Source organism: Hymenobacter pini (assembly GCF_020421205.1).
In the GTDB taxonomy this organism is placed as follows: Bacteria; Bacteroidota; Bacteroidia; order Cytophagales; family Hymenobacteraceae; genus Hymenobacter; species Hymenobacter pini.
The window spans coordinates 915,518-935,026 of the sequence record NZ_JAIZZH010000002.1 but is presented as its reverse complement, the minus strand read 5'-3'; the positions used below and the strand labels follow the sequence as shown (position 1 = coordinate 935,026).

Annotated in this window: 18 protein-coding genes and 1 pseudogene; 4 read left to right on the top strand and 15 right to left on the bottom strand. The window is 58.6% G+C overall.

Going from position 1 to position 19,509, the window contains the following annotated elements:
- Positions 1–17: 17 nt before the first annotated feature.
- The 4 genes from LF252_RS10625 to LF252_RS10610 all read right to left on the bottom strand — a co-directional run bounded on the left by LF252_RS10625 (position 18) and on the right by LF252_RS10610 (position 2,366).
- The gene (locus LF252_RS10625; protein ID WP_226269556.1) at positions 18–488 is read right to left on the bottom strand and encodes a hypothetical protein; all 471 of its coding nucleotides are present in this window, start codon (positions 486–488) and stop codon (positions 18–20) included.
- Between the two features lie 150 nt (positions 489–638).
- Positions 639–1,100, bottom strand: a complete 462-nt coding sequence (locus LF252_RS10620; protein WP_226269555.1) for a hypothetical protein — start codon at positions 1,098–1,100, stop codon at positions 639–641.
- A 108-nt stretch (positions 1,101–1,208) separates the two neighbouring features.
- Entirely contained in the window at positions 1,209–1,808 is a 600-nt protein-coding gene (locus LF252_RS10615) for a 2'-5' RNA ligase family protein (RefSeq protein WP_226269554.1), read from the bottom strand.
- 3 nt (positions 1,809–1,811) lie between these two features.
- The gene (locus LF252_RS10610; RefSeq protein ID WP_226269553.1) at positions 1,812–2,366 is read right to left on the bottom strand and encodes a DUF1572 family protein; all 555 of its coding nucleotides are present in this window, start codon (positions 2,364–2,366) and stop codon (positions 1,812–1,814) included.
- Positions 2,367–2,484: 118 nt separating this feature from the next.
- On the opposite strand from LF252_RS10610, the gene LF252_RS10605 reads away from it, so the two are divergent.
- On the top strand, positions 2,485–4,638 hold the full coding sequence (locus tag LF252_RS10605) for an AsmA family protein (protein ID WP_226269552.1): 2,154 nt from the start codon (positions 2,485–2,487) through the stop codon (positions 4,636–4,638).
- 45 nt (positions 4,639–4,683) lie between these two features.
- On the opposite strand, the gene LF252_RS10600 is transcribed toward LF252_RS10605, so the two are convergent.
- Together LF252_RS10600 and LF252_RS10595 are read right to left on the bottom strand one after the other, a co-directional pair.
- A complete protein-coding gene (locus tag LF252_RS10600; RefSeq protein WP_226269551.1) occupies positions 4,684–5,697 on the bottom strand; it encodes a gluconolaconase in 1,014 nt (337 codons plus the stop codon).
- Between the two features lie 81 nt (positions 5,698–5,778).
- On the bottom strand, positions 5,779–6,189 hold the full coding sequence (locus LF252_RS10595) for a hypothetical protein (protein ID WP_226269550.1): 411 nt from the start codon (positions 6,187–6,189) through the stop codon (positions 5,779–5,781).
- A gap of 227 nt (positions 6,190–6,416) precedes the next feature.
- On the opposite strand from LF252_RS10595, the gene LF252_RS10590 reads away from it, so the two are divergent.
- Positions 6,417–8,054: an amidase gene (locus LF252_RS10590; RefSeq protein ID WP_226269549.1), complete on the top strand. Its 1,638-nt coding sequence runs from the start codon at positions 6,417–6,419 to the stop codon at positions 8,052–8,054.
- Between the two features lie 125 nt (positions 8,055–8,179).
- On the opposite strand, the gene LF252_RS10585 is transcribed toward LF252_RS10590, so the two are convergent.
- From LF252_RS10585 to LF252_RS10570, 4 genes are all read right to left on the bottom strand, one after another.
- Positions 8,180–8,413 (bottom strand): hypothetical protein, encoded by a 234-nt coding sequence (locus LF252_RS10585; protein ID WP_226269548.1) that lies wholly within the window; start codon positions 8,411–8,413, stop codon positions 8,180–8,182.
- A gap of 99 nt (positions 8,414–8,512) precedes the next feature.
- Complete coding sequence (locus tag LF252_RS10580) at positions 8,513–9,055, bottom strand: hypothetical protein (protein ID WP_226269547.1); 543 nt, start codon at positions 9,053–9,055, stop codon at positions 8,513–8,515.
- 174 nt (positions 9,056–9,229) lie between these two features.
- The gene (locus tag LF252_RS10575; RefSeq protein WP_226269546.1) at positions 9,230–9,793 is read right to left on the bottom strand and encodes a hypothetical protein; all 564 of its coding nucleotides are present in this window, start codon (positions 9,791–9,793) and stop codon (positions 9,230–9,232) included.
- A 105-nt stretch (positions 9,794–9,898) separates the two neighbouring features.
- The gene (locus LF252_RS10570) at positions 9,899–10,219 is read right to left on the bottom strand and encodes a hypothetical protein (RefSeq protein ID WP_226269545.1); all 321 of its coding nucleotides are present in this window, start codon (positions 10,217–10,219) and stop codon (positions 9,899–9,901) included.
- A 121-nt stretch (positions 10,220–10,340) separates the two neighbouring features.
- Between LF252_RS10570 and abc-f the strand changes: the two genes are divergently transcribed.
- A complete protein-coding gene (abc-f, locus tag LF252_RS10565; protein WP_226269544.1) occupies positions 10,341–12,251 on the top strand; it encodes a ribosomal protection-like ABC-F family protein in 1,911 nt (636 codons plus the stop codon).
- A gap of 134 nt (positions 12,252–12,385) precedes the next feature.
- Here abc-f and LF252_RS10560 read toward each other — a convergent pair whose 3' ends face one another.
- From LF252_RS10560 to LF252_RS23170, 3 genes and pseudogenes are all read right to left on the bottom strand, one after another.
- Entirely contained in the window at positions 12,386–13,042 is a 657-nt protein-coding gene (locus LF252_RS10560) for a hypothetical protein (protein ID WP_226269543.1), read from the bottom strand.
- A 226-nt stretch (positions 13,043–13,268) separates the two neighbouring features.
- Complete coding sequence (locus LF252_RS10555) at positions 13,269–14,684, bottom strand: hypothetical protein (RefSeq protein ID WP_226269698.1); 1,416 nt, start codon at positions 14,682–14,684, stop codon at positions 13,269–13,271.
- 93 nt (positions 14,685–14,777) lie between these two features.
- Positions 14,778–15,164 (bottom strand): annotated as a pseudogene (locus LF252_RS23170) (eCIS core domain-containing protein); the annotation flags it as partial.
- Positions 15,165–15,813: 649 nt separating this feature from the next.
- On the opposite strand from LF252_RS23170, the gene katG reads away from it, so the two are divergent.
- Positions 15,814–18,024, top strand: a complete 2,211-nt coding sequence (katG, locus tag LF252_RS10545; protein WP_226269695.1) for a catalase/peroxidase HPI — start codon at positions 15,814–15,816, stop codon at positions 18,022–18,024.
- Between the two features lie 70 nt (positions 18,025–18,094).
- On the opposite strand, the gene LF252_RS23210 is transcribed toward katG, so the two are convergent.
- Positions 18,095–18,376 (bottom strand): Imm32 family immunity protein, encoded by a 282-nt coding sequence (locus tag LF252_RS23210; protein ID WP_449555722.1) that lies wholly within the window; start codon positions 18,374–18,376, stop codon positions 18,095–18,097.
- Positions 18,377–18,551: 175 nt separating this feature from the next.
- Positions 18,552–19,499 (bottom strand): hypothetical protein, encoded by a 948-nt coding sequence (locus tag LF252_RS10540; protein ID WP_226269542.1) that lies wholly within the window; start codon positions 19,497–19,499, stop codon positions 18,552–18,554.
- Between the last annotated feature and the right edge of the window lie 10 nt (positions 19,500–19,509).

The following is a 19,509-nucleotide window of genomic DNA, read 5'->3' as shown; positions in this document are numbered from 1 at the left end:
TCTGTGTGTCCAAACGGCTAGTATACCTGCACGTTGAAGTGCAGGCCGCCGTACTCGCCCACACGCTGGTCAATGGGGTAACTGCCGCGCAGCACTTTGATGGCATTGGCACCGAGGGCATCGGTTTCGGGCTGGGCTACAAAGAACTCCTCCCGAGGGCGGATGGTGAGGATGCGTACTGCCGGGTCAAATGGGGTGAGGAACTCCACATCCAGGCGCTGGCCGCGCAGCGTGAGTCGGACGCGGGGGGTGCGCAGAGCCGGGCCGCTACGGCCGGTTTCCATATCGGGAGAGGCGGCTACAGCACAAATACCAGTACCCCAGATGCATTGGTCGAACTTGGAAAAGCCCCGCATGTACGAATCAGTGGAACTGGCAGGCGCAGCGGCGTTGGCAGCGGCCACCTGGGGAGCGGGCGCCTGCGTGGGCAGGGCAGCCTGCTCGCAGCCAACTAGCAGCAACAGGGCGAGGGGAAAAAGTTGTTTCATGTGTAGATGGTTGGAGGAAGGGAATACTGCGTATCGGCAATATAGGAGTTTATCAGAGAAGCGCGTCGCGGAAAAATAAAAAAGGAGGTTTGCCGAGCGGCAAACCTCCTTCCGGGCATTATAAGGCCAAAAACGGGCCTGTAAACCGATTTACACGTGGAAAATCGGCCGGGCCGGGTTCCAGATGCCCCACGGAATCATTACCAAAACCAAGATTAGTGCAATTAAAAACCAAGTAAAGGCTTTTTTGTGCTTGATGGTAGCGTCGGAAGCTTTTTTGGACAGCGTGCGGCCCACTTGCGCTGCCACCACGGCCAGCAGCATGCCCACCAAGTGCTCCACGGCAAAGAAGCGGCCGGTGGCATCTTTCATCACGGCGCCACCCATCGTTTCGAATGCCTTGGCACCATAAGGGCTGATGAAGTACAGAATGATACCCAGCAACAGCTGCAGGTGCATGGAGCCCACAAACGCGGCCCCCATGCCATTATCGGCTCCGGTATAGGGCTTGCGGCCCTGCCAGCCGGCAAAGGCCCGGAACAGGGCAATAAGGCCAAAAATGAGGACGAGCCAGCGCGTCCAGGAGTGCAGCAACAGTACGGTTTGGTACATGAGTGGAAAAGGGCTGAAAGTGTAGTAATACGGTAAAGGTATCAGGGAACGGGCAGTATTGCCGGGTAACGCGCTGGCACCAATCCGCTGCTCGTGCCCAAGCCTCTCTTAGCCAGCCTTCTCAAACAACGAGGGGATGGGCTCGTGTTTGTGGCCTTCAAACGTGAACACCTTCTCTGGAACAAACTGCTCTTCCTCCTGCCGCAGAATAGCTAGGTTGTTAATGGAGAGCTTGAGGTTGAAGGTTTGCTGGTTGAGGTACTGCATCACGGGGCCCAGCAGCTCGGGCGTGGTGTCGTGCAGGGCCAGGGAAATGTGGGGTAGCCAGCAGTCGGGCCCGCTGAATTTATCGGTGCGCAGGCACAGAGGTGCGGTAGCACGCAAAATGCGCTTGTGGAGGTGGTTAAGTGCATCGGAGCGCAGCACCGGAATGTAAATAACCGGATTAGGGCCCGGAAATACGCCCAGGCCGGTGGTGTGAGCCACGAAGGGCTGGGTGTGGCGGGCTACGTCGCGGAGGACCTGCTTGAGGGCCGAAAGTTTGCGTACGCCCGCTAGTTGATAGGTAATATGGGGGTCAGGCGTGGCCTGCACGTCATCCAGGCCGAACTCCGTTTCCAGGCTCTTGATGAGCCGGTTGATCCGGTCGGCGTTCTGGTTGTTCAAAAGGGAAGTAATAGCCAGCATCGAACGATTAACGGGAAGCATTACCTATTGGTTAGCGCGCGTTTGCATAGCCGCATTGAAAGCAGCACTCTGGTTGCGGGCAATACTCAGGGTTTGCCACTCCGTGCCCCGCAACTGCTTGGCCAGTTGCACAATCTGGCCCACGTGCGAGGCATAGTGCGCCACTTGGCGCTGCAGCGCCGCCAGCACCGTGTGCGCCTCGCCCCGGATGTACACGGTTCGGAGCAAATCGGTGGGCTGCAGGGTGTCCAGCACGTCGAACAGAATCTGCCAGCCTTCTTCCCAAGCCTGGGGCAAAGTGCCCACGGTAGCGGGCTGCTCAAACTCCTGGTCCCGGTTGCGGGTGGGCTTCTCGCCGTCGGTGGTCAGAAAATCGGAGAAGCGGGAGCGAAGGTTGCCCGTTACGTGCTGCACAATAACGGCAATGCTGTTGCTCTCCGGGCCCGGTACGTACAGCCAGTCGGTGGGTGTAAGCTGGGCCAGGGCGCGGTCGGCCAGGGTTTTGTAGCTGCGGAACGTATGGCTAAAAGAGGCCAGCACGGCCGGGGCCAGCGCATCGGGGGAAGGAGAAGTGTGCATGGCAAAGTCAAATACCGGATAACCAACTGACAACGGCGAAGGTAGAAGATCCGGCCGGATTCTGCCGCGCGGCCCTGGGGGCACAACCCTGCATAGCGGCTCTTGCGTAAGCCCTGCCGTGCCCACCATTGCTACTTCCGCTCCTTCTGCGTCACCGGTTCAGCGGCGGCTCCACTGGGGGCGGTGGCTGGTAGGTATTTTGTTGCTGGTGGGGCTGGGTAGTTGGGCGCTGCTCACCTTCTGGCTCGACCCATGGCTGCAGCGCCAGGCCGAGCAGCGGGTGTATGCCGCCAGCCGGGGCCGTTACCGGTTGCACATTGGGCAGCTTCGTACGCAGCTGTGGCCCTTGGGTGCCACGGTGCGCGCCGTGCGCCTGCGTACTGTGGGGGCCGGGCCCGATTCAGCCGGGCTGCCCCGGCTGGAGGTGGCACTGGGGCGTGGCCAAGTGCGGGGCGTGAGCTGGCTGGCCCTTTTGCGCCGCGCCGAGGTGCCCGTGGATAGCCTGACGCTGGACTCTGTGGCCGTACGCCTGCAGGAGCTGCCGCAAACCAAGCAGCAAGCCCCGCTTTACACCCGCTTGCCCGTGGACGGGATTCGACTGGGAAAACTGACTATCCGGCATTTGCACGGCGCCTACGGCCCGGCGGCCCGGCCCACGGTGGCTACTGGGGCTACTACGCTGCTGCTGCACGATGTGCGCCTGAGTGCTGCTGGGGCCGCCGACTCGGCCCGCATTGGCTACGCGGCGCAGGTGGCAGCTCAGGTTAGGGGGCTGGCGGTGCAGCTGCCGGGCCACACCCTGCAGCTGCGGCGGCTGCAGATTTCCTCCCGCACCCGGCAGCTGCTGCTCGATTCACTGGTGCTGCATCCGACCCGGCCTATCAGCCCGCAACGCACCGCTACCATCCGGGCTAGCTTGGCATTACCCCGGCTGCAGCTCACGGGGCTCCGGCTGCCGCAGCTGGTGCGGCGGCAGTTCCGGGCCGATTCGCTGCGCCTCACTGCGCCGCGCCTGGCCGTTACGCTCCCCGCCCAGAAACCGCCCAGCCTCCATACCATGCTGGCTCCGTACCTGCGTGTGTGCCAGCTGCAAGCGCTGGTAGTTGCGAATGGTAACCTGCGGGTAGCCGGTACCGAATTGGCGCCGGTGGTGGCTGCCATCCAGCTCACGGGCTTCCGGCTGCAGGTGCTGCCGCGCCCCCAGCGGCCTACCGATTTGTACTACGCCCAACGCTGGCAGCTGCAAACCGGTGCTACCACGGCCGCCCTCAACTCCCCGTACTACGGCGTAGCGTGGCAGGGTTTGCGGGCCGACACCCGAGCAGGGCTACTGCGCCTGACCGATGTGCTGGTCCTGCCCATGATGTCAGTGGTGGAGCTGGCGCGCCGGAAGGGCCACCAGGCGGCTCACGTAACGGCCCGGCTGCCGGTGCTGCAGCTAAGCGGCTTTGATGCCCGAGCGGCGGTAAACCGGGCGGAACTGCGGGCCACGGAGCTGGCTATTCGGGGTGCGCGCGTAACCACCCGTTCTGATGGGCGCTTCCCCATCAACCCGCGCCGCTCCGTAGTAACGCCCGAAGCTCTAGGCAAGCTACCCTTCCGGTTTGCTCTCAACCGCCTGCGGATTGCGCAAACCACCATCACCATGATTTACCGCGCCCCGCGTGAGGCCACCCCCGGCACCATGCAGATTACCCGCTTTGGCGGCACGCTGCGCAACGCGAGCAACGACCCACGCCGTATGGGCCCCAACAACCCGCTAACCGGTGAGGCCACCGGCCGGCTGCAAAACCAGTGCGTGGCCCGGCTCACGCTGCGCGCCAATTTGCTGGACCCAGCTGGCCGCCATACGGTAGCAGGTACCTTCGGCGCAGCTCCATTGGCTATCCTGAACTCCATGACGGTACCTACCCGGGGGCTCAGTTTCCGGAGTGGGCAGGTAGAGCAAATCCGGTTTCAGATGACGCTGGACCGGCAGGCTGCCCGGGGCACCATGTGGGGCCGGTACACCGACCTGAAGCTGCAGCGCCTGAACCGTCAAAACCGCCCCGGCGTGCTGCACCGCATAGAAACCACGCTCATCAACGGCCTGGTTATTCGGGACAACAACCCCCGCCGGCCGGGTAAGGCGTTGAAGCCCGGAAAAATTAACTCGGCCCGGGAGCTGCGCTACTCCGTGTTTTCGCTGTGGCGGCAGGGCTTGGTGAGCGGCTTACTGAACAGCGCCGGCGTGCCGGCCGGTATTGCCAAAAAACTCAGCGAGGCCGAGTGATACCCCCGGCCTCGCTGAGTTTTTTAACCACGTAACCTTGTCAGGCTAGAACTTCACCCGGGCAATGGTGAACACCGAAACCGGCGGATTCTGGTTGGCCTGCAGCGCGTTCAGATTGGAGTAGAGCACGTAGCTGTCGGCACCCTCCCGGCGGGCCAGCGTGGTGGGGTACTGGGGCGGGGTGCTGAAGGTGCCCGTAACGGTGGCCGTCGTCCAACCGTCGGTAGAGCTTAGCCGGTACACTTTGGCCTGGGCGTTGGTAACCACCTGCAGCGTATTGTTATCCTGGAGCAGCATTCCATCGGCCCCGGTAAGAGCTTGCGGCAGCGTTACTTTGGTGAAAGCGGAAGGGTTGCTGAGCGGAATCTTGAAGATGGCCCCTTCATTGGACTTGGCTACCAGTAAATAGCCATCCGGGTGGTACACGATGCCGTTGAGGCCGAAAGCACCGGCGGGAGCAGCCAACTGGGCGTTTTCCAGCAGCACGGAGGCAGTACCCTGCGCATCCACCTTGTAGATAAGCGGCGAGAAGCTGTCCGTAACGTAGCTGTTGCCCTGCCCATCCACGGCAATGTCGTTGGCGAAGTGGTTCTGGCCCGGCCGTAGCGCCCCCAAATCCGTGTAAGCCAGCCGCGCCCCCGTAGTCAGGTTGAAAGCAGCCAGTCCGGCTAGTTTGCGTTGGGTAGCCGTGCTGGTGCGGGCGGTGTTGTAGCCGGGGTCCGACACGGCCACCAATAGCCGCTGCCGGGCCTCGTCCACGCGCATGCCAATGGTGGATACCAGCACGGGGTCATCGGCAAACTGGCTATAAGTGCCATCATCCTTCACTTGGCCCACGGCTCCGCGGGTTTGGGAGCTCACCAGAAAGCGGCGGCCGGTGGCATCGTACTGCACCCCCTCGGGGTACAAGCCCGCCTGGGTAAAGGCCACCGTGTCGGGTAAGGCGGGCGTGGTGTTGGTCGTCTCGTCGTCGTCGGAGCAGCTGGTGGAAAGTAGCGCCGCGCACAGGGCCGTGGCCACAAAACGGCCCGTTACGGCCTTTGGAATAACTGAATGCATGAGCAGGTGGTGATAAGAGCGTACCCCACGGATACGGACGCATCTACTGCTCAGGTTTGTACATAATTAGGCGCCGGCTGGCTAGGGCCGCGGGGACACGTGCTGCCGGAGCAGCCAGTTGTAAGCCGTGGCCACATCATCAAACGAAGCCACCGTGGGCCGGGCCATGTACTTCACAATGGCCTCAGTAGACTGCCTCTCCGGAAACTCGGCCGCGTACACCCAGGCCAGATAGTGCAGGCCGGCCTCGTGCATGGAGGCCAGCCACTGCAGCGACCATTCAGTGAGATGCACCGAAGTGCGGATAATGTTGGAGTTATCATTCAGGATTTTGGCCGAGGGCCGTAGCCGCATGGCCTCCAGCATCAGCAGGCAGCACTGCCTTGATGAAGCAATGTCGTGCACTCCGTGCCAGTTCACGTACTGCCACTGCATATCATGGTCGTAACTTATTGTAATTCCCGGATTTTCTAAGATAAGTTCAAGTTGCATAGATGGGTGGATATAGGCGGCAGAGCGGGAAAAACGGGTAAAAAGCTGTTGTAATCAGGAAATGAAAGACAGCAGAATGCGCGTAGGGTAGCTCCGTCATCTCATAAATATGCTAAAAAATGCTGAGAACAGCGTAGCAACATGGTTTGGCGGATGGCGCTTTCCAGGTAGCGGGTTTTTACGGCAGTACTTTCTCCAGTACCTTGAAAGACCAAATTCCTGCTTCTATGAACCGCCGTTTCTTTTTGCGCACCGGCTCCCTCGCCGGCCTTGCCTTTTCCACCGTTTCGCTCTCTGCCTGTTCCGGGAGCCCCGACAAAGCTGCCACTGATACCGGCGCGCCGGACGCTGCCCCGGGCCCCGATTCCAGCTTTGAACTGCACGAAGCTACCGTGGCCGACCTGCAGGAGAAAATGAAAAGCGGGCAGCTCACCGCCCGCCGCATCACCGAGCTATATCTGCAGCAGATTGACAAGCTCGATAAAGCCGGCCCCCGCCTGCACGCCGTGCTGCTCACCAACCCCGAGGCCCTGAAACTGGCCGACCAGCTGGACGAGGAGCGCAAAAACGGCAAAGTGCGCGGCCCCCTGCACGGCATTCCGGTGCTGGTGAAGGACAACATCAACACCGCCGACCAGCAGCCCACCACGGCGGGCTCGTTGGCACTGGCTGGCCACCGGGCCCAGCAAGACGCCTTTATCGTGCAGAAGCTACGCGCCGCCGGTGCCATTGTGCTCGGTAAAACCAACCTGAGCGAGTGGGCCAACTTCCGCTCCACGCGCAGCACCAGCGGCTGGAGCAGCGTAGGTGGTCAAACCAAAAACCCCTACATCCTCGACCGTACCCCCAGCGGCAGCAGTTCCGGCTCGGGGGCCGCAGCAGCCGCCAACCTGTGCGCGCTGGCCATTGGCACCGAAACCGATGGTTCTATCGTGTCGCCGGCTTCGTGCTGCGGGCTGGTTGGGCTGAAGCCCACCGTGGGCCTGTGGAGCCGCTCGGGTATCATTCCTATTTCCGCTACCCAGGACACGGCCGGCCCCATGACCCGCACCGTCCGCGACGCGGCCATGTTGCTGGGCGCGCTGGCCGGCGAGGATGGGCAGGATGCCGTAACCAAAGAAAGCGTTGGTAAAGGACAAGCTGACTACACTACCTTCCTCAAACCGGACGGCCTGAAAGGCAAGCGGCTGGGTGTGGAGAAAAACCACCTGAAAGGCTCCTCCGACGCCATTGCGCTATTCAAAGAAGCGCTGGAAGTGCTAAAAGCGCAAGGGGCTACGCTGGTAGAAGTAGAGGTGGAAAAGCTGACCGACCCTTTGGGCGAGGCGGAGTACGATGTGCTCCTCTACGAATTCAAGGATGGCGTAAACAACTACCTCGCTACGGCCGGGGCCGGGGTCAAAACGCTCACCGACGTCATCCGTTTCAACACCGAAAATAAGGCGAAGGCCATGCCCTTCTTCCAGCAGGAAATCCTGGAATCTTCCGATAAGCTGGAAGGCCTCAGCAGCCCTAAATACCAAGCTGCGCTGCGCAAGTCGCACGAGGGGGCCAAAGCCGCCCTCGACGGTGTACTGCGCCAGCAGAAGCTTGATGGCATTGTGGCCATCACCAATGCCCCCGCCCGTTGCATCGACCTGATTAATGGCGACGGGGGCGGCGGGCCCGGTTTTTCCTCGCCGGCGGCTATGGCGGGCTACCCGCACATCACCGTACCCATGGGGCAGGCGCATGGCCTGCCGGTGGGGCTGTCGTTTGTGGGCGGGGCCTACCAGGAGGGGCCGTTGCTGGCCTTGGCTTACGCGTATGAACAGGCTTCCAAAAAGCGCAAAGCCCCGGAGTTTAAAGCGCCATTCGTGGGGTAAGGCTTCGTTTGCATCCGGTTTCGTACTTCTAATAAACCCACAGCGGCCCGGTAGTACTCACTACCGGGCCGCTGTGGGTTTGGGCTTTAGATAAGCTACGCCATTTATTCGGCGCAGGCGGCTGGTTACTCGTCGTCGCGCGGTTCCGTCCGGTTGGTCCGCTCGTTGGAGGAAGAGGCGCTGCCCGAACCACCCTCGTCGCCTGCTTCGGCGTCAAGGTTCAGTTCGTAGCCGCCGCTACCGTAGGTGGGGCGGCCGGCCGTTTGGCCTACGGCGCTACCGGCCTGGCGGCCTTGGGCCGCATCGGCCGAACGGTCGTTGGTTTCATCAGGAGTTACAGAGGGCGGGGTAGTGGCCATAGCAGGAAAGGTAAGTTTCAGTGAACAGATACCTGCTATACGGCTGCCAGACCGTCGGGAGTCAGCTTTTTCGGAATAAACTGCCCCGACGCTGCTGACCTACGGCACGTACTGTTCCGTCAGGCTCACAATTTCGCCCTGCTGCGTTACCACCACAAACGGCGCGTACTGCAACGAGGCTGGCGGGGCAGCCAGTACCTGCTCTGCCGACAAGGGCCGTTGCGCCAGGCCGTTGCCGCCGTTCTGCCAGAACCGGAACGTAGCACCGCTGCGCAGCGGCAACGTGCGTTCCTTCTTCGTATCGTTGACGATGTAGTAGTCATTGGGCACCGAGTACACCGTGTCGCCGTTCTGCACCTCCGCAATGGCGTCGCCGCGGCGCTGGGCGGCGGCCACGGCATCGGGACCCTTCAGAAACTGCACGTAATCTACCACGGCGTAGTAGCGGCCTTTCTGCTCGTAGAAGCGCCGCACATAGGCGTGGCCCCGGCCCGTGTTGCCCACTTTCTCGGTGGTCGACTGCTCGCCCTCCAGCTCTGTCAGGTTCTGGTCGCGGGATTCGGCCACGGAGCCTTCCTGCTCCGTGGAGCGGCAGGCGGCGAAAGTAAGAAGCAAGGCAACGGGAAGCAGGCGGCGGTTCATGCGGCAGGAGTAGGGGAGAGGTTTAGCCCGCAAGATACAGGGCGAACCGGCGGCTACCAGTTATGCGGCAAGTTGTGTATGCCCGGCCTGCTTCCGGTAGTCACGTTGCCGGAGCAGCAGGTGGGGCAGAGCGGGGTGAGAGAAGAAGATAGGTTACTGAAGCGAAACGCCGGGCTACCGGCCTGCTTCGAGCTTATACCACCGGAGCTGAGCCACCGTGTCACGGAAGCTTATCCGACTATGCGTTTTTATGTCCTCCAATCGGGTGACGTACGTGATTTTATAGTCTTTGCCAACTTGTTCCAGCTTCGTGATGTCTGTCCTGGTATCGGTGATGGTGCTGTCCTTGAACGCGCGGATTACAGTGAAAAAATCGACATTGTCGTTTCTGTATACACCAATGAAATCCACATTTTTCCGGGGGGTGATGAGGACTGCACTGGCCACAAACGCTGTGGCCTCATCACCGAACGGGTATGTTTTCTCCTTAAATGTATAGACGCGTTTAATATCGCCGCCCGCGTGGCTGGCTAGAATAGATTCAAGTTGTTGAGTGATATCACGGGGTAGATAGTCACTAACTGAATCCAGTGGGCTGGCTACCGTATCGACGGCTTCACCAGACGTGTACACTTCCCTGCTTGCGGGTAATCGAATAGCGGTTCTCTTGTACTTCTTAACTTCCGAATCACAACCAAAAAGCAGGCCGGCGGTCAATATCAGCAGAATGTATCTCATAGAAACAGAGTCGAGCGAATCGAACAGGTAAAAGCGGTGCGGAAGATAAGCCCCACCTTCTATTACAAAAGAATGGGGAGGAAGAATGATTAACTCAGTGGGCACCTACCTGACAAACCACAGCGCCCCGCCCATAAACCACATGGCCATAGTCGTAACGAACAACACAAATGCGCCGGGCCTGTAGCTGCCCGTAATATTCGCCCGGAATAAGCCATAAGCCACGCCGAACCCTAATAAAAGAGCAGCTAAGAAACCTAAGCCGAAACGCAGCAGAGAAATGGGATGCTGCACGGCCGAAACCCCCAGAAAAATCATTCCTGGCACGACGAGTAAGCTGCTTATAACGCCTACGCCGGAGATATTATTGGCCGGTAATGAGTTGGCAGCTGATAGGAGTTCAAGTAATGCTTCTAGCAAATCCATTGTAATAGAAATTAATAGCAAATACACGGCCGAAGCCGGAGCCGAGGGGTAGCCTACGTAACCGTTCGGTTTCACCTGCTTAAACCTCGTACCTTTGCGGCTTCAGACCCCGCAAAGTAGGATGATTTCCATTACCGACCTCGACTTTCACTTCGGCTCCCGTACGCTCTACGACAAGGCCAACCTGCACATCAAACCCAAGGATAAAATTGGCCTGATTGGGCTGAACGGCCGGGGTAAATCCACGCTACTGCGTATTCTGGTGGGCGAGTACAAGCCGGATGGTGGCTCGATTTCGATGAGCAAGGACGTGAGCCTGGGATTTTTGAACCAGGATTTGCTCTCCTACGATTCGCACGAGTCCATTCTGGTGGTAGCCATGCAGGCCTTTGCCGAGGCGCTGGATATTCAGAAGAAGATTGACGAGGTGCTGCTGGAGTTTGAAACCAACTACACCGATGATTTGGTGGAGAAGCTGGCCACGCTGCAGGAGCGGTTTGAGGCCCTGGGCGGCTACACCATGCAGGCCCGCGCCGAGGAAATCCTGGAGGGCCTAGGCTTTACCACCGAGGAGCTGCAGCGCCCCCTGAAGCTGTTCTCGGGGGGTTGGCGCATGCGCGTGATGCTGGCCAAAATCCTGCTCCAGCAGCCATCTTTGCTGCTCCTCGACGAACCTACCAACCACTTGGACTTGCCCTCCATCAAGTGGATTGAAAACTACCTGGCTGGTTACGAAGGTGCCGTTATCATCGTGAGCCACGACCGGGAATTCCTGGACCGTACCACCAATACTACCGTGGAGGTAACCGGTGGCAAGCTGGTGCCCTACGCCGGCAACTACTCGTTCTACCTCGAAGAGAAGGAGGAGCGCAACGCCATTCAGAAAGGCGCTTTCGAAAACCAACAGGCCCAGATTCGGCAGGCGGAGCGGTTTATTGAGCGGTTTAAGGCCAAGGCCAGCAAAGCCAAGCAGGCCCAGAGCCGCGTGAAGATGCTGGATAAGCTGGAGCGCATTGACGATGTGGCCCAGGACGACGCCCGCGTGAACATTAAGTTCAACTTCACCGTCACGCCCGGCCGCCACATCCTGCGCATGGAACACGTGGGCAAGAAGTACGGCGAGAAGCTCATCTTCCGCGACACCCACGTGCACATCGAGCGGGGCGACAAGATTGCCCTCATCGGGGCCAACGGTAAGGGCAAATCCACGCTGATGCGCCTGGTGGCTGGCTCCGAGGCACCCACCACCGGCAACCACCAATTGGGCCACAACGTCATCATGTCGTTCTACGCTCAGCACCAGCTGGAGAGCCTGCGCATCGAGAATGAGATTCTGCAGGAGATGGTAGAGGCTGGCTCCAAGCGCACCGAAATGGAACTGCGCACGGTGCTGGGTTCCTTCCTGTTCACCGGCGACGACGTGTACAAGAAAATCAAGGTGCTGAGCGGGGGCGAGAAAAGCCGGGTGGCCCTGGCCAAAACCCTGATTTCGGAGGCCAACTTCCTGCTCCTCGACGAACCGACCAACCACCTGGACATGCAGTCGGTGAACATCCTGATTCAGGCCCTCGACCAGTATCAAGGCACGTACATCGTCATCAGCCACGACCGTTTCTTCGTGGAGAATGTGGCCAACAAAATCTGGTACATTGAGGACTACCAGCTGAAGGAGTACCCCGGCACCTACAACGAGTACGAGCAGTGGCAGGAAGACCGGGAAAAGGCCGCCAAAAAAGCTGGCTTGCCCAGCCCGTCGGCTCCCAAACCCCTGCCCAAGGAGGAAAAGAAAATAGACGCTTCCCCCGCCAAAACCCCTTCGCCCGACCAGAAGAAAGCCTTGAAGGAGCTGGCTGAGGTGGAAAAAAAGATTGACGAGCGGGAAAAGGAGCTGGCCCAGTACGAAGCCCAGCTCGCCGACCCTCAGATTTACCAGAACGCCGCCCAGCTCAAAGATGCCACCCTCAAATTTGAGCAGGTGAAGAAGGAACTGGCCCAACTCAACGACCGGTGGGAAATGCTGGCCGAGATGTAAGCCGGCGGATTTCCTGACGTAAAAAGCCCCGTCAGACGCTTCAGCATCTGGCGGGGCTTCTTGTTTGTCGGTAACGTTGAAGCAGGTGTAGGCTGATGGTCGATATTGAAGCTGTTTAGGAACCGCCTCCCTGCTTATTTCGGGAACATCAGCTGTTTTAAATCAACCTTCCCGCCCGGAATTGCTTTTTCGTTGACTCTATACACGAGGTTTGGGTGTTCCAGGCTGAGTCCGGTTCGCAAGGTGCCGCCCACGCCATGGTTTGAGAGCGTAACGACGTAGAAAGCACTGGAGTCGGCGGGACGGATAGTTCTCCTTATGGAGGTTGGTTTGCGCAAGTTCTGATCTAAAAACGGTTTTACAGCCAGTCCGTAGTCTGATAATGGCTCTTTATCGGGAGTAAGGGTATCGGGTGGGAGCAGGAGCTTCATGTAGTTGCCCGAGGAAGCCGGAAGCTCGAATGAATCGGCGGGGAAGTCAATTGCAAGTGCAAGCGGATTAGGTGTTTGGTTGATTATCTGGGTCCAGAATACCGCGTAAATATGTTTTCTGCCGGTTGGGTCGGTGTAGTGTATTCGGCTCTTGGGAAAGCTATTTTGGATTAGGATACGGGCTCCGTTCGTCTCCGCGTATTCATGCCGTGAGCTGAAGCGTCTTGTGGGGCGGCTAGCCGCGTGCTTTGCTGGATTGGGCGTTTTGCCGCCAGCCGCTTTCTGGGGCGAGTCGTTACTTTGGGTGCAGGAAAAAAATACGGCTGTTGCGGTGATTAAGGTAGTCGTACTCTTTTTCATCTCGTGCTATAGTATCCCAGGCGTCCATACGTTTGTAATATGCGCTTTCCGTACACCCCTTCTGCTAACCGAATCCGCCGCCCATTTTTGGGCCACAATGCTCAAATTCGAGTAAGAGAAAAATAGCTGGCCGCCCAAATCAAGCCCCAGTGAGAGTTACTGTAGCCATCGGGAACAACTGAGTGTTTTAGGTAGTAGAAGAGTATTGCGTTACGCCTCGCCGGTATCAGGTGGCAAAGCGGTAATGGAATGCGGGCTTATCTACTTCCAGCAAGGTGTGCCGTACGCCATTTCCTCTGACCAGCATCTGGCCGTTTGGTTTTACGATGCGGATCTTAACGCCGAGGAAAGCAGCAAGGTAGTGCAGACTGTTGGATGATATAGGACTTTCCAACGTGTTGTTCGTCAGTTTTGTATACAGCTGGTCAAGGGCCGCATCTATTGCCGCATCAGGATCAGGTCGGTGCGTAGAAATATCCACGCGCGCCTGCAACCGGTTGTGGCCAGCCGCATGGCCAGTGGCATCATCAAGCGCATTCAGAAAGGAAGGTAATGGTGCTCCCAGATTTTGAGGCTGTAAATTGAGGTTATGATCGGCCAAGACTCCTGCTTGTGCATTGGTAACCTCAGCATAGGTAGGACTGAACATGCCCGTTTTAGTCTGTTCGATCTTACTAGTATCCTTACTGCCAGTACCAATTGATAAAACAAATTTGCCCGCAATGCTTGCCACTTCCCCTAGTACATTGCTCTTAGTCTTCGTTCCGGGAGTGAGAGCCAATAGGGCGGGTCCATTTGGTTGGGTGGCGATGAATAACCGCCACGCTGTCCGCACGTGGTTAAATGCATCTGCCGTTCTTTGAGGCTCAGCAATAATCTGCCCTCGATGGTCATTGGTCGCCAAGATCATGGCAATATCGGATAAGTAGGTCATAATCAGGTCGGTGACGTGGGCGCCGGTCACGTCGGGCGCATTACCTACAGAGCGCAGGTACATAGCATTGGCCATCTGATAGGCCGTTTGTTGATAGGAAATAAAGCGTGGCTGACCGGCCACGGCAGCAAAGATGTGGTCTGTCTGCCCCGCCGCTCCTGGGGTAACTGAGTGGCCGACAAGACCGGTAGGAAACACGGTATTATTCGCTATATCCTGCGTTTCTTGATTTCTCTGCGGGACCGATAACGCTTCATCAGCAAGCGGATGGACCCCAAATTCGTGCGCCAGCATACCGAGAATCCTGCCTCGGCTTTGTTGTTCAAAAAACCATGGGGAAAGCGTGATTTGCACTTGGTCGTCCACTACGCGAACCGATGCCAGTTGTGGGTCGCTTTCCAGCGTAATCACTGCATTTTTGTTGGCCAGGAAACCATGAATACTCGGCGTTGCCTGCAACGCCGCTATAATAGCGGCTCCTTTTGTCTGATATTTTGTGTCGTTACTGAGATTAGCAAAACGGATTTGTCCGTAACACTGAACAATGCTGCTTGAGGAAGCTGACGATTGGCGCAGTTGGCTGGTTTTGCTAGCATTTATTCCACCCTTCCGCTCCATCTTCATTTGCACCGCCGCTCCAGGTCCAATAGCCTTGGCGCCCATTACATCCGCCTCTTTTTCCAGTCCCGCATCATCATTCACGTTCACTTTGCCCTTGAGCTGCCGTGTCGGCCGTACCCGGCCCTGCTTTTGCTGTACCACGTGCCAGGCCTCGTGGGGGAGGTGCTGCTGCTGGCCCGGAGCCACGTGAATGTGGGTACCCTGGGCGAAGGCGTGGGCTTGGAGTTGTGCTGGCTGAGCGGAATTGTAGTGTACCCGTACATCGTCGAGGGAGTAGCCAGACAGGCTCTCTATTCCGGCTTTCAAGTGGTCGGGTAAGCCGGTATTGTTTCGCTGGCGTTGTACCGGTGAGGTAGGGGACTGGAGCGGAGCAGCGGGACTTAGGCTATTCTGGATATTCTGCTGTAAGGTAGCCTGCTGGTGCACCTGGGGGCTCTGGTTGAGCGATGCCTGCAATTGTCGCTGAGCCGCGGCACCTGGGCGGTTATCCACTTGGCCGCCTCTTTGCGCTTGCGCGGGTATTTGGGTAAGATGGCTGGTTTCTTCCGGTAGATGGTCTGCGCGCATAGATAGAGCAAGTGTATAAGGTTAGAAATTGTTGGCTGTAGAACCGGCAGTAATATAGCGAGTTATCCATAGTAGCTTATTGTAAAAGCTCGGATTCTGTATTCCGGTGACGAATAAAACACGGCGAGTATTGGTGCTATCTAAGCTTGAGAAAAACCGGGCTTTTAAACTGTCAGCAGCCTCGCAAGGCGTTTATTTCACCCAACAACGGCTGAGAAATACTGTCGGCAACTGAATGACGGAGATATAGCAGCTAACAGAGCCTTCTGCTTCTGTATGGTCGAAACGCCTTTGCTGCTTGGGTAAATCTGCTTTGGTGAACAGATTACACCAGACGACGCGAAGCGGCGGGCAAAAGGCCGCATCATAAGAAACACTGACCAGATCTAGTGGTCTTTTGCCCAGTCGGCAATACCGTTCACCACGATATTTTGTCTTTCCAGATAAGAATGATTCTTATCTGGGAGCCGTTCTGTATTTTTGAGCCCGACAATGAACTGCTTCTTGCCAAGCTAGTCAAATCTTCCGCCGATGGCCGTTGGCGGAAACTCGGATTCTTCTTCGCAGTACGTTCAAAACCATCCTAACCCAACCCATGGCGCACGAACAAAAGGGGCATGCCCCCGAAAACAACACCACCGAGTACTTCATGAACGACACCTCCGTGGCGAAGTGCCCGTTCCTGAACGGGGAGCTGAAGCAGGTGGCCGGCAGCGGCACCCGCAACCGCGACTGGTGGCCCAATCAGCTCCGGCTCAACATCCTGCGGCAGCACTCCACGCTGTCGGACCCGATGGACCCCGGCTTCGACTACGTGGAGGAGTTCAAGAAGCTCGACCTGAACGCGGTGAAGCAGGACCTGTACGAGCTGATGACCACCTCGCAGGACTGGTGGCCCGCCGACTACGGCCACTACGGCCCGTTCTTTATCCGCATGGCCTGGCACTCGGCCGGCACCTACCGCATTGCCGACGGCCGCGGCGGTGCCGGCTCGGGCATGCAACGCTTCGCTCCCCTCAATAGCTGGCCCGATAACGCCAACCTCGACAAGGCCCGCCTGCTGCTGTGGCCCATCAAGCAGAAATACGGCCGCCAGATTTCCTGGGCCGACCTCATGATTCTGGCCGGCAACTGTGCCCTGGAGTCGATGGGCTTCAAGCCGTTCGGCTACTCCGGTGGCCGCGCCGACGTGTGGGAGCCGCTGGATGAAATATACTGGGGCTCGGAGAAAGAGTGGCTGGGCGGCGACCTGCGCTACTCCGGCGACCGGCAGCTGGAAAGCCCGCTGGCGGCTGTGCAGATGGGCCTCATCTACGTGAACCCCGAGGGCCCCAACGGCAACCCCGACCCTATGGGCTCGGCCCGCGACATCCGCGAAACCTTCGGCCGCATGGCCATGAACGACGAGGAAACCGTGGCCCTGATTGCCGGCGGCCACACCTTCGGCAAAACCCACGGCGCCGCCGACCCCGCCAAGTACGTGCGGCACGAGCCCGCCGCCGCCGGTATTGCCGAGCAGGGCCTGGGCTGGCTGAACTCCTACGGCACCGGCCACGGCGCCGACACCATCACCAGCGGCCTGGAAGGTGCCTGGACGTCTACGCCCGCGCAGTGGAGCCACGACTACTTCAAGTACCTCTTCGAGTATGAGTGGGAGTTGACCAAGAGCCCCGCCGGTGCCCACCAGTGGAAGCCCAAAAACAACGCCGGCGAAGGCCTGATTCCGGACGCCCACGATCCTGAGAAGAAGCACGCGCCGTTCATGCTCACCTCCGACCTGGCCCTGCGCGTAGACCCCATCTACGAAAAGATTTCGCGCCGCTTCCTCGAAAACCCCGAGGAGTTTGCCGATGCCTTCAGCCGCGCCTGGTTTAAGCTCACCCACCGCGACATGGGTCCCATTTCGCGCTACGTAGGTCCCGAGGTGCCCGCTGAGGAACTGATCTGGCAGGACCCGCTGCCCAAAGCCGACTACGCCCCGATTGACGAGGCCGACGTGGCTGCGCTGAAAGACGCGCTGGCCAACTCGGGCCTGACGGTGGCCGAGCTGGTGCGCACGGCCTGGGCCTCGGCCTCCACGTTCCGCGGCTCCGATAAGCGCGGCGGCGCCAATGGGTCCCGCATCCGCCTGGTGCCTCAGAAGTACTGGACGGCCAATAACCCCGCCGAGCTGGGCAAAGTGCTGGATAAGCTCACGGCCATTCAGCAGCAGTTCAACGCCGGCCAGACCGGCGGCAAGCAGGTGTCCCTGGCCGACCTGATTGTGCTGGGCGGTGGCGTGGGCATCGAGCTGGCGGCCCGCGCGGCCGGCCACGCGGTAGAAGTGCCCTTCGCCCCCGGCCGTACGGACGCTACCCAGGAGCAGACCGACGTGCAGTCGTTTGAGGCCCTGGAGCCCCGCGCCGACGGCTTCCGCAACTACCTGGCCCTGCACCACGAGGCTGTGGCCGAAGCCATGCTCATCGACCGGGCCCAGCTGCTGACGCTCACGGCCCCCGAAATGACGGTGCTGGTAGGCGGCCTGCGCGTGCTCGACGCCAACTACGATGGCTCGCGTCACGGCGTGTTCACCACCCGTCCCGGCCAGCTCACCAACGACTACTTCGTGAACCTGCTGGATATGGGCACCACCTGGCGCGCCACCTCCGAGGCTGACGAGCTGTTCGAGGGTCTGGACCGCAAAACCCGCGAAGTGAAGTGGACCGGCACCCGCGTGGACCTCATCTTCGGCTCGAACTCGGAGCTGCGCGCCATTGCCGAAGTCTACGGCACCCACGACGCGGGTGAGAAGTTCCTGCGTGACTTCGTGGCCGCCTGGACCAAAGTGATGAACCTGGACCGCTTCGACCTGCACCGCTAGAACCGGCGAACAGGTAGATAAATAGCCAACCGCCCCGCTCGAAGCTATACGCTTTGGGCGGGGCGGTTTGTTATTTAGGTACGTATCGGTCGTAGAATTCTCCCGTTCCTTTAGCATCAAGCCGGCCGATAAGTACGGATACCGAACTGCGTGACAATTCGAGGCCGGGCCTCAGGCAATAATGCTCTCTGGCTTCTGGCGGTAAGTAGGTGTTATCTGTTTTTTCTTGGTCAAGCTCCGCTATTTCCATAAGTAGCCTGGCCAAAGATTTAAGTCCCTCGGGACTACCATGGATTAAAACTTCATTCCATTTCTCTGTCGACTCTTCGTTATGATAGATGAAAATATCCAAATCACCTTCTATTCGTGGCCTTTCGTTTGTGATTCATTGTTATTCCGGGCGTCAGCAGAGTTATAACTATTGTGTGAGAGTTGGTGAAGTGCAAACCAAGGAGTCAGCTGGTTTCTGTAGCACGAAGCGTTTGCTTCGCACAATGGCTGCATCTTGCTTGTAAGGTAGTGGGTGCTTATTCCGTAATCAGCTCCAGCTCACTATCCAGAATATCAGTCATCAAGTAGTGGGCCCAGATACCAGCATACCAGTTGAAAGGCGTGTTGATGTAGAACCGGCTGGAAAGTGCCAGCCGGGTGCGGCCCCCGGGTAAAGTGCGCAGCTCATACACATCTTCCAGAATGTCCAGGTGCTTGCCTCCAATCAGAATGTGCTCGTCCATGACAGCGGCCGGAGTGGTGGCGGGGTTTGCATCGACGCGTAGCACCAGCAGGCGCTCGGGCTGGTAGTTGGTTACGGTTTCCTTGAAATACAGGCCTTTCTCGTAGTATGCCATGCGGGTGCCGCCGACCCGCAGCGTATCCAGGGTGGTACTCACGTGTTTGGGGAAGCCGAGCAGCGTTGAGAAGGACGTTTTGCTTGTCTGGTGGCCTATCTGCTTGTTGCTGATTAGCTTTTTCCACACGTCCGCCGCCGGCGCGTTCAGTACTACAACCCGCTCAATCACTAGTTGCTTAGGTGCTGATGCTCTTTCTCCTTCCACAGCACCCAGGACCAGTGGTACAACAAACACCAATGATACATTTAAGGTGTTCGGCTTTTGCCAGTTGCCTGTGTTTTCGGCTTTAGGCTTTCGCAGCCAATGGGCCATCAGCCCCCCAACGCCGGCCGCCACCGCAAAAATGGGGAAAGCCATCAGCCAGCAGATAGTCCCCTCCATGTTCAGTAGTATGGTGACTACCAGTAGCACCAGGCTGGTAAGCCAAGGCGTGAAGAAGGCCGCCGTGCCAGTGGTTACTTTTCTGGCCGGCATCAAAATAACCGTCAAAAACCCAATGAGCGACGGTGTAAAAAACAGGAACGTAACACTCATAATTTCCAGCAGGCCATTGGCGGAGCCAAACATCAGCCGAAGCAATAACCCATGCACGGCGGCCAGGGCAATAGCAAACAAGAATTTCATAGGCTTTTAA